The 11,198-nt window shown below is 46.3% G+C and carries 6 protein-coding genes; 3 read left to right on the top strand and 3 right to left on the bottom strand.

From position 1 onward, the window contains the following. Positions 1-377: 377 nt before the first annotated feature. Positions 378-1,781, top strand: coding sequence for a hypothetical protein (locus HGH91_RS07185; protein ID WP_168737739.1), 1,404 nt, complete (start codon positions 378-380; stop codon positions 1,779-1,781). Between the two features lie 332 nt (positions 1,782-2,113). After that, entirely contained in the window at positions 2,114-3,151 is a 1,038-nt protein-coding gene (locus tag HGH91_RS07180; RefSeq protein ID WP_168737738.1) for a lipase family protein, read from the top strand. 128 nt (positions 3,152-3,279) lie between these two features. On the opposite strand, the gene HGH91_RS07175 is transcribed toward HGH91_RS07180, so the two are convergent. From HGH91_RS07175 to HGH91_RS07165, 3 genes are all read right to left on the bottom strand, one after another. Then, entirely contained in the window at positions 3,280-3,798 is a 519-nt protein-coding gene (locus tag HGH91_RS07175) for a cupin domain-containing protein (RefSeq protein ID WP_168737737.1), read from the bottom strand. Positions 3,799-3,876: 78 nt separating this feature from the next. Then, a complete protein-coding gene (locus tag HGH91_RS07170) occupies positions 3,877-4,446 on the bottom strand; it encodes a Crp/Fnr family transcriptional regulator (RefSeq protein ID WP_168737736.1) in 570 nt (189 codons plus the stop codon). 119 nt (positions 4,447-4,565) lie between these two features. Next, positions 4,566-7,673 carry a non-ribosomal peptide synthetase gene (locus tag HGH91_RS07165; RefSeq protein WP_168737735.1) on the bottom strand — a complete coding sequence of 1,036 codons (3,108 nt, stop codon included), beginning with the start codon at positions 7,671-7,673 and terminating at the stop codon, positions 4,566-4,568. Between the two features lie 450 nt (positions 7,674-8,123). Here HGH91_RS07165 and HGH91_RS07160 point away from each other — a divergent pair, with 450 nt between their 5' ends. Beyond that, positions 8,124-11,177 (top strand): DEAD/DEAH box helicase, encoded by a 3,054-nt coding sequence (locus HGH91_RS07160; RefSeq protein WP_168737734.1) that lies wholly within the window; start codon positions 8,124-8,126, stop codon positions 11,175-11,177. Positions 11,178-11,198: the final 21 nt, after the last annotated feature.

Genomic DNA, 11,198 nt, shown 5'->3' with positions numbered 1-11,198 from the left:
AGTTATGTGCGAAATCGGAAGCAGAACGACCGTATTTGACCGATCCTTTTGGGGGATTTCTAAAAAAAAACTAAATTGGGTAAAATACTTTTATTGACTGGAGGCATTTTGAAAAGAGAGCGCAGCATTGCTCATAATACCTATACTGTATAATAATTATACCCCAAAAAAGACTATACCTTATGGCAAGTCAAATGATCCTGCACGAACTTGAAATATCTGAATGCTATACGCACCTTACCTGTCATATCAAATCAACAGCAATCTGGCCCCTGGGTGCTGGTATCGCTAGAGCCAAACCAGATCTGAAAATTACTTTGCCAGAAAATTAAGCTACCCCTGTTACTTTATTTTATAAACCAAAATCTCAATACACTATGGATAACTCAAACAATGCTTCGACTGTTGTAATCGGCAATCCACCTGCCGCCACCAACGGTACTACCCCGTCCCCCGACACAATTGGAAAAAAATTGCAGCCGCTCCTTGTAGTCATTCTTGGATTGATAGCATTTATGGGCGCATTTAAGCTTATTCTGAACGGTGAAAATGAACAACTACAGTTCCACGAGATAAACTGGAATCCCAGGCAGGTACTAAATAATGTTATAGATAGCTCACTGCAGGACTCCGCCGCCGTCTTGTCATTGGTGCAGGAAAGGCAAAAATTACAATTATTGCCACAGACAGATACACGTTTGAAGGCATTAAAAGACAGCCTGCTCGGTAAACAACGGGACGCACTACTCAGGATCAGGGGAAGAGTGGCAGTGATGAACGACACCGAGCTGCTGCAGTTTTCCGGTAAAAGTCTGCGTATCGACTCTTTGGATTTAAGGTTGCTTAAAAGGATGAATGGACATGAGATAAGCCAGTATCAACAACCTGTGACTGTCGTTTTCTGTGATTCCACACTGCAGGTAAAGGAAATCCGTAAAAAGATTACGCTTACAGCGATTCCGTATGATTCCGATCGTTTTATGGTAAAATATCCGCTCTTTGGTTATTGGATAATTTCATTAGTCATCCAGGCAACACTGTATTGCTTATTAATTCCGTACTTACTGTCAATAATCTTCAGGAAGAATAGCGGAGAGTACCGGCTATCCATCAAGTGGAAGGCTATTTATGCTGTAATCGTGATAGCTGTATGTGTTTCATTTTATTTTTTATTTTTGAATGCGCCCAGCGATGAAGACAATATTGTACGTAACGAACTATTCATGCGCAATCTTCACACTGTTTTTACTATCATTAATTCATTGGGCTATTTTACTGCAGCGTTATGCTTAGCCGGCATGCTTTTTACATATAGTGATACCAGGGCATTGCTTGCAGCTAAAAGTGCACCAACATATCTTTCTGACTTATTATCTGTTAACAAAGATTTTAAGGTGTATTTTGTGTTGGCCGCATTGATACTTACGTTCGCCGTGATAACAACGGGTCAGTTTTATGCTGCTCTGAATACGCTTTCGTTTGTAAAAGCATATAATTCATCTATCGGTTATGATTATTTTCGGCTTGATATAGTTTGCTTTTATGGGATTCTGCATACGTTTTTATTACTGTTGTTTTACATCCCCGTTCAATTGCAATTAGCAGAAGCTAATGCGGAGGTGGTTGCGCAGGCCGCCGCTGCTGGTCCTGGCGATGCTGCCAAGATTGGAAAGACCTTTGAACCAGCTGGAACGGCAAAGAAAATAATAGATCTGTTGGTAGTCGGTTCACCAATGATAGCTGCCTTCGTGAAAAGTTTAGTTGACCTGGTATTCAGTTGAGCGAAATAGTACCGCGACTGGTGTAACGATGAGAGCCCTTCCGTGTAGATTTTAGGAAGAGCTTTAAAAGAAAGGTGTTTAAGACTAGAGGGTAGCCGACGCTACCCTCTAGTCTTAAACACCTTTCCTGGGAACATAGCCGGATGTCTAAAGTCTAATCCTGGAACGCTATTTTAAATAGATGGGTTTCAGTAAGCGGTATTTGCCCTGATTTTTTTATATTGATTTGGAATCCGAATAATTTTGCTAAATTACTATCCGTAATTCCCTCAATGCAGATTTAATAATCATATTAACCCTGGTTATTTTTTCACACTCAAAATACCATTACTATGGAATCCAACATCAATCTCAATCCTGATGAACTGAAGAAAATTGCGGTACGGCTTTGCAATGTGGCCGGCGATGCGGACCCGGACAATGACATTAAAACGCTTATGCCGGGCTGGCGTGTAGCCTGGAGCAGTGGCAAGGTTACTTCCCCCAATTACTTCTTTATAGCGGAACACGAATCCAAAGATGTTTACGCGCTCGCTGTCAGGGGCTCTGTCAGCAAGGATAACGGGTTCAGCAGCGACCTGGATGTTTTTGTAGACTGGGGATTGGAAGACCTGGATGCCGCCCTGGCATACTGGCCTTTTACCAGTCATGATGTTGCTGCCGGCGCTGATAAAATGCCTTGTATTAGTGCCGGGGCCTACACTGGTTTTACAGAAATGTTATTGTCGAGGAATAACCTCGGGCTCCTGCCACTGTTGTCACTTCAACAGGCGCTGATGTTCTTGACAAAAAACGGCGATAAAAAGCTGATCATTACAGGACATAGTCTCGGCGGAAACCTGGCCAATGTTTATGCCTCTTATTTTGCCGAATGTCTTAAAAGGCAGTTCTCTAAAACGGCAGATAACGTGTTGCTCGTTACTTTCGCAGCACCTGCATCCGGTAATGCGGATTTTGCCAATGACCTGGACGCTAAAATTACCAACGCGTGGCATTTGCATAATATCCGTGACGTTGTTCCCAACTTCCCGGTTGCCGGACGGCTGTTGTTAGTCAGCGATTTTTATAAGCCTAAAACACCCGACGCTACGGTTATCCAGATTCCAGCTCAAAAGGGACAAGATCCAATGACAGTACATGATTTCTACCAAAAAATGGCGGACGTCTTACTCCTGTTTGGCTATCAACAACCTAAAAATAACTATGAATATTTCGAAGCTGCACTGGATTCCAGGTGGAAGGAAAATACCATCGACGATTGGCACGGTCAGGTCGGTTTCCAGCACCAACTCTTTAACTATGCTAAGCATCTGGGCGTAGATCTGCAGCCGATAAAGAACCCATTAGTTACTGCAGCTGCTGTAGTTTAGTATCTCTTTTGTAAATAATTACCCTGGCGCCTGCCATGTTGAGAAGCATCCGGCAGGCGCTTTTGTTTGTTGTTGAAGGGTAGGTGGGGTAACTTGCAATGTTGCCAGCAATTTGCCGGAAAGTAGCATTATAATGGCAGATCTTTCACCGGTAACATATTATTGACATCCACCGGGAAGCTGTCGTACTTATTATACAACTTCAGATATTTGGCTGGGTCAACAGGTTGCTCGCTAAGGATATCCACCAGCCCGCGGAAGAAGCCTTCTCTTTTTTCTGCAGGATTGAAAATGAGTGTGAGTACAACCTGTTCATCCGTGTCGTTGGCAAAACCATGTGGCGTGAAACGTGGCACATATACCACTGATCCGGGTTGCAGGTAATGCGTATCTTCACCGGCGTATACTGTAAGCGTACCCTTGCCTACAATAAAGGTTTCATCCATAAAACGGTGGTAGTGCAACCTGGCGCCAATGGTATGTGGTGGTAATGTGATCTCATATGCACCCAGGTGACTGTTCGACATTTCGCTGGTCACTTTAAAAACAAAGGAGGCGCCTCCCATCTCCAGCCGTTCTCCCTGGCCTGGGTGATGTACGGTGGCATTATTGGCGAGCTGGTCTTCCAGGTAATCTGTCTTCTTCATAAATTTTATTTTTATGAAGACAAAATTCAGCCATGCCAGCCTCAAAAACATTTACAAATGTTGACGTTTCAAAAAAAACTATAACCCGGCGCGTATACGACTCAGTTGCGTAGGTGTAATACCAAGGTAGGAAGCGATCTCGTGCTGCTTCAGGCGGTGTTCCAGCGTAGGGAATTGTTGCAGGAAGGCAGTGTAGCGGCTTTTGCCGGTATCATAGCGCAATGATATTTCCTGTGGCTCTTTTTCTATTACCCAGTGTATTTCCAGGTAGCGGATATACAACGCGGCCATATCAGGATAAAGCGTTGTCAACTTTTTAAATTCATCAAAATGATATACTAACACGGTGGTATTTTCCAGTGCCTTTATCGTGAACTGGCTGGGACTTTGGGTCAACATCGCACTTACAGATGCTGCCAGAAACGTTTCCGGGAAAAAACGTTTGATCACCACATCTCCATTCGGCGCTGTATAATACTGGGAGAATAATCCCTTTACTACGTAGGCCACCAGCCGCGGCACCTGGCCCTCTGCCACCAGCGTTTCATGACGTTTGTAGGTACGGCTGGTAATAATATTTCCCCATGCCTGCCGGCTTTCATCTGATAGTGGGTGATACCTCGTTACTTTTTCCCAGAAGTTGTTCATGAACGTGAATTTAAAAACAAAAAGTCTTCAGGCCATGGCATTATAAATTTTTTCATAGAATATGATTACCAGGAGGATAAAAAAACGCCGCATGATGCGCATCACGCGGCGTTTCGATATTATGCTACAGCAATACCTAAATACTGCAGGTATTGATCCAGCACAGCTTTGTCAAAAACAGGCTCCGGTATGCCCGATCCCTGCATGAATTTATCCACGTTCTCGCGGTGCCATACGTAAGTGTCCTGGTATAGTTCCACCGTGGAAAGCCCTTCGTGCATGTTATCCCTGAAAAGACTGGTCAGCGGGTAGAGACGGTTAGTACTGTCATCTTCCCATTGCCTGCGCCAGTCGCGGTACGACAGTGGCCGGAGGTTAAAACCATAGGTATCTATCAGGCGTTGGAAAAACTGTTCGAGTGTGAGGTTCGTTTCGGGGGAACAGATCAGGTTAAACTTCTGCCCGATAGCTTCCTTGTTTTTGGTGATGTGTACGATCGCTTTTACCATATAATCCACCGTGATAAGGCCTTCGCGTAATTCGCGGAGGGCGGGATAGGAGGCGTATTGTACACAGTTTTTTACCAGGCTGGCCCACCATTGGTAGGGAGCGCTGGCGCCAGACTGGCTGTGGCACATCGCATATCCCAGGCGGAAAGTGATGACGGGTACGCCTGCTGCAGCAGCGAGATCGGCTACGGCTTCCATCACCCATTTACTTCTAACATAACCAATGTCTTTGCTTACCGCGAGCAGGTTTTGGGAAATGTCATCGGTTTCTTTCATGATGGTTTTGTGTGTGAACACATGCCCCCAGCTATACACAGAGATGGTGGACAGGAGCGACAGGCACTTCATTTTACCGGTAGCCGCAAAACGAATGATCTCCCGGAGACCGTCTACATTTGGCTTTTTCATGAAAGAGTAAGGCTCAATGAAGTTCACAGAACTGCCAGAGTGATAGATCACTTCTACTTTGGCAGCCAGCTCCCAGTAAGCTTCTTCAGTGATGCCCAATGATGACTGCGCAAAATCGCCTACCACAGCCACAATACGGTGCCTGGTATTTTCCTGCACCGGGATATGATAGGCCGCAAAAGCCTGGTGGATTTTATCAAGCGCATGATGTTCATCACGGGCGCGAACGAGACAATACACGGTAGCGGTGGTATTGTCCAGCAGTTCCTGCAGCAGGTGAATACCCACAAAACCCGTCGCGCCGGTGAGCAATACCGCCGACTGGCGTTCCAGCACACTGGCATCAAACGGTTGCCGGTATTCCACGTCGGGCAGCAGCCAGGCATCCTGTTGCAGCGATACATAAGGTTCTACATCTTCTTCCGGGATACCGGTGTCTCCGGTCTTTACGCGGTTGTCGATCATTGTGGCCAGTGCCCGTAGTTCGGAATACTGGTACAGATCACGGAGATACATTTTGATGTCGAAGCGGTCTTTCAGTTTAGTTACCACAGTGGCCACCAGCAGGGAGTCGCCGCCTATATCGAAGAAGTTATCACTGTGATGGATATACGGTCTTTCCAGTATATCGGACCATACCTCTGCAATGATGCGTTCTGTTTCGCTGACAGGTTCATCCGCTTCGTGGTAGTTGCCTGCAGCCTGGGCAGACAAAGCTGCCAGGGCGGCTTTATCTACTTTCCCGTTGGCATTCACTGGCAGTTCACGAACGGTAATAAAACGGGCCGGCACCATATAACCGGGCAGGTCCTGTTTGAGTTGTTGCCGGGCAAGCGCAATGCCTTGCTGTTCGTTGGGATGGTCCTGCACCATAAATGCTACCAGTTGTTTCTGTTGGCGGTTGTTGTCTACCGCAATGAGCGCGGCACTTTTCACATGCGGCACCAGTAACAGGGCTGCTTCTATTTCGCCTGGTTCCACACGAAAGCCACGGATCTTGAGCTGGTTGTCGATGCGGCCGAGAAACTGGATGTTGCCGTCGGGCAGGCGGCGGGCCAGGTCGCCGGTGCGATATAATCGCTGGCCTGGCATAAAGGGATGCGGCACAAACTTGCTGTCGGTGAGCGCAGGGTTTTTAAAGTACCCCTGTGCAATACCGATACCGCTGAGGCATAGCTCCCCAACCGCGCCGGGCGCCAGTAGCTGTAGTTCGCGGTCCAGGATAAAAGCCTGGGTATTGGCAATGGGGCGACCGATAGTCGGAAAATACTGTCCGTCTACATCTGTTACGGGGCGGTGTGTGGCGTACACGGTATACTCGGTAGGTCCGTAGTAGTCGATCAGCTGGTACGATAATCCGCCAGTTAATACGGGTTTCATTTGTTCACCGCCGGAAAACAGGTATTGCAGTGTTAATCCGGGTGTTTGCCGGCTTAACGCGATCAGTTCCGGCACCAGTACGGCGGGTGCGAAGGCATGGGTGAGCTGGTTGCTCCGGTAAAACTCCATCAGCAGTCCTGCGTGGGTTCTTTCCTCATTATCGGCGATAAAAAGGGCGGCTCCGGAAAGAAGGGCTGACCAGCATTCCCATACGGAGATGTCGAATGCGAGGCCGGCTACGAGCGATAGCCGGCTGTTGCTGTTGACGGCATACTGCTGCTTGTGCCAGCAGACCAGGTGCTGAATGGACAGATGCGTGATCATCACCCCTTTAGGCTGACCGGTAGATCCGGAGGTGTAGATGATGTACGCCAGGTCTGTTGGTGCCGGCATCCGGTCGGGTGCAGTAACCGGCTGTTCCTGGAGAACCGTGAGGTTGTCGAGGTAAACCACCGTGGTGTGATGTACCTGGAATAGTCGTGAGCCCAGCGATAGCTGGGTAATGATCACTTTGGCCTCCACTTCTTCCAGGATAAAGGCCACTCTTTTACCGGGATAGATGGCATCTACCGGGATGTAGGCGGCGCCGGTTTTCAGGATACCCAGTACGGCGATGGCCCATTCGGCGCTACGTTCCAGGTACACCGGTACATAGCTGCCAGTGGAAACGCCTTGTGCCAGCAGGTAATGCGCCAGCTGGTTGCTTTTTTCATCCAGCTCCCGGTAGGTAAGGGAATGGCCCTTGAAAGATACGGCCAGGTTACCTGGCGTACTGGTGGCCTGTTTGCGGAACAGGGACACCAATGTTTCCCGGGAATTGTAGTCTTCCCAGGGTGCGTGTGTCAGTAATTCAGCTACATGCTGATTGTCCTGGGCCGCAGCAATAGGGTGCTGTTGCCCGTGGGCGTTGTGGTGGATCGCGTGGTCCATAGAATTACGGTTTAAATTGAGGGTTTAAAAAAGGATTTTCAAAAAAATACGTGGTAAGTGTCGTTAGTTAGTGTGGTTTAAAAGATGAGCAAATAGGTTCACATGAATCGTTGTGGTATGAAAGATGAGCAAAAAAGGTGTTCACTGGATAGTTTATAGATTAGAAAAAAGGTACCGGTTTTCAATAATATACTCGAACAGGAAGGTATAGCTAAACAAATGGTTATTGAGTTGATCATGTTCGAACGAGGAGCAAATTAAGGTGCACCACTGAGATATATCCGCAGTGAAAAAAATTGTTACGCCATCACCGACACCATATTTAATGCCTGCTCTCCCTAATAGTTGCATTTAGAAATAGTATATTTACATTCAACTATCTTCAAAATGCCGGTAATTTAACTGGTAGTACTGTTTGTATTATTCCTGATTTAAACCAATGATCCCCTATTGAAACAACAAAATATTCTCAAGTTCTGGCGAGACATTGAAATTTTCAATTTACCTGATGTTAAAAAGGATTTCAAGTTTATATCGGACGAAGATCCTTTGTCCTGGTACAATGACAGAGCTGCTGCCCGCCAAGATTATACCTGGCAGCACACCCTGCTTTTCGGGTATATTCCCAAAAAGCAGGTAATAGACTGTATCTATGAGAGATTGAAGACCAACGCTCCTGAAGCAGATTATGAACAACCTGTTACTGGCTATACTTGTCTTGCGGCGCTCACTTTGGATGAAAACGGTTGCCCTGATCAACAAAGCTATCTTCCAGCTGCCTATATCTTCGGTTTACGATGCCTGAAAGAAAAGGAGGGCCTTGCCAATGTGAAGGAGCTGCTTAATACAGCTATGCTGGAATTTGAACTGCGATATGACTTGCCACCGGTATCGGAGGAGCCAGATGAAGACGCAGGGGGGAAGCAAAAGAAGCGAAAAGGCCCTCAGGTTAACTGGGCGGGAATCAGGAAAGAAATAACTTACCTGGCGGGATTGTGTGATTGGGTACAAGGACCAATAAAGCTACGTATCTTCTCACAAGAGATGCATAAAGACGCACAACCGGATACCAATTTTCTGAATAGCTTTTACCTGGAAGATCTGGATAAACTTTTGGAGAATCCCGGCTATTTTAATAATTCCCTCAGCCAATATCTGCAAACCGACATTCATACGGGCCATCGCCAGGATCTGATCAACGAAAGGGAATATCTGGTGAATTGGGTTCATCCAAAACTAATGTCTCCTGGCCGATGGCCATCGCCGGTACAATATGGCATGTATACCGCTCAACTTGGCGCCGTTAATAGTATCCTTGCACTACAACCCAAAGAAGGTATCCAGGGGGTAAACGGTCCCCCGGGTACAGGTAAAACTACCTTGCTAAAAGACGTGGTGGCAGATATTATTGTTTCAAGAGCCCAAAAGATGCTGTCTTGCGATGTTGCCGATTTATTTGGGGCCTACAAAAAAATTACCCGGGAAGATGGATATGTATGGCATACATATACGATCAACCCTAAAATAGCAGGGGGGACAGGCATCGTTGTTGCCAGTAATAATAATTCCGCTATTGAGAATATAACCAAGGAGCTGCCTGCGGCAACGGCCATCGACCGTACTGTATTTTCAGCGGCAGACCATTTTTCCACAGTAGCCGCCAGGCTGGTTGATACAGAGGCGTGGGGGATATTGAGTGCTGCATTGGGCAATAGTGAAAACCGGTATAAGTTTAAGCAGCACTTCTGGGCATCCACGGAGGCGGCGGCAGGATTTGAGGATATACTGTGGTCGGTTTATAATGGCGGGGATCAAACACCTGTTTACCGTGAGCGATATGCGGCATGTCGTTCCGAGCTTCGCGAATTATTAACCGCTTTTGAAGATTTTCAGCAAAAGTCAGGATCTTTTCATGAGCTATTACAATCCTATCTCCAGGCACTGGCAGATTATAATAAGAATGAAGATATACTGGAGCAATTGGAAGAGGAAAGCAAATCCCTCGAAGACGAACTTGCGGAGATAGACTTGCAGTACAAAGCTGTAATAGAAGATATCGGGGATATTGAACGGTTAAAAAAACTATCCGGCCTGCAAAAACCTTCTTTTTTCTGGTGGAAGAAACTATTGGGTACGACGCAATACAAACAATGGAAAGCGGTTAATGACCAGTATCTCCAAGAGGAAGCTGCAGCCGTCAATAAAAAACGAGCCCTTGAAAAGAACAGCACAACAATAAAAGCTGCACTAACTGGAAATAAGAGGAAAGAAGATGAAATTGAAAGGAGACAGCAGGAATTAAAATTAGTCGTCGAAAAGTATCAGCAGTTTAAATCACAACTTAGTGAGGAGTACGGTATATCAAACGATAATCTCGTTGACGAAAACTTCTATTTTGCGCCAATAGCCGACGTACACCTGCGCACCCCTTATGCATCTGAACAAATTAATAAACTAAGAAGCGATATATTCCTGAAAAGCCTCGAACTGCATAAGTATGCAATACTCGCTAACGCCAAGATGTTTAGGAATAATCTAAAAGTCTTTTTTGACTTGCTTACCGGTAGGGGGACTGTGAAGGAATCTATCGCCTGCAACTTTTGGAATACTTTCTTCTTTTGTGTACCGGTAGTGTCTACAACCCTGGCCTCCGTAAGCAGACTTTTCTCTTCAATAGGTAAAGATGGTTTAGGCTGGTTGTTACTGGACGAAGCAGGACAGGCAACCCCACAGTCTGCAGTAGGTATCATCTGGCGCGCCCAAAGGTGCGCTATTGTTGGAGATCCCCTTCAGATAGAACCGGTGCTGACGATTCCGCCGAACCTGGTGTATAAGTTAAATCATCAATACCAGGTGGAGGATACCTGGAATCCCATAAGCAGCTCGGTACAAATACTGGCCGACAGGATATCTCAACCGGGAACGTATATACGTACAAATAATGAAGAAAGTATTTGGACGGGCTTTCCACTGCGAGCACACAGACGATGTGATGATCCAATGTTCCGGATTGCCAACCAGATCGCGTATAATGGACAGATGGTGAAAGTATGCATAGAGCGCAAAGAAGCGCCATACATTGGTCCATCCTGCTGGTTCCAGGTGGAGGGACGGTCTTCCGGTATCAGGCATGTAATTGAGGAGGAAGTGTTATTGTTGCGGGAGAAAATAGAAGTCTTGTTAAAAAATGGTTTTGACAGGAAGAAAAGAATCTATGTTATTTCCCCTTTTGTTGCAGTAGCAAATGAATGCAAAAGTAGGTTACGAGGTATTGAAAATGTTTCCGTTGGTACCATCCATACTTTCCAGGGGAAGGAAGCAGAAGTAGTATTTTTAATATTGGGCAGTGATCCAAATGCAGAGGGAGCCAGGGCGTGGGCCGCCCAAAAGCCTAATCTGCTGAATGTTGCGTTAACAAGGGCGCAAAGGCGGGTTTATGTGATAGGCAATAAAACGCTTTGGGGACGTCAATTATATTTTGAAACACTCGCCAGGGCGTTATAACGTCATAACCTGGCCCCGGGA

The organism is Chitinophaga eiseniae (assembly GCF_012641265.1).
GTDB classification, from domain to species: Bacteria; Bacteroidota; Bacteroidia; order Chitinophagales; family Chitinophagaceae; genus Chitinophaga; species Chitinophaga eiseniae_A.
Note: the sequence above shows the minus strand (reverse complement) of the source record. Positions and strands in the feature narration are given on the sequence as shown.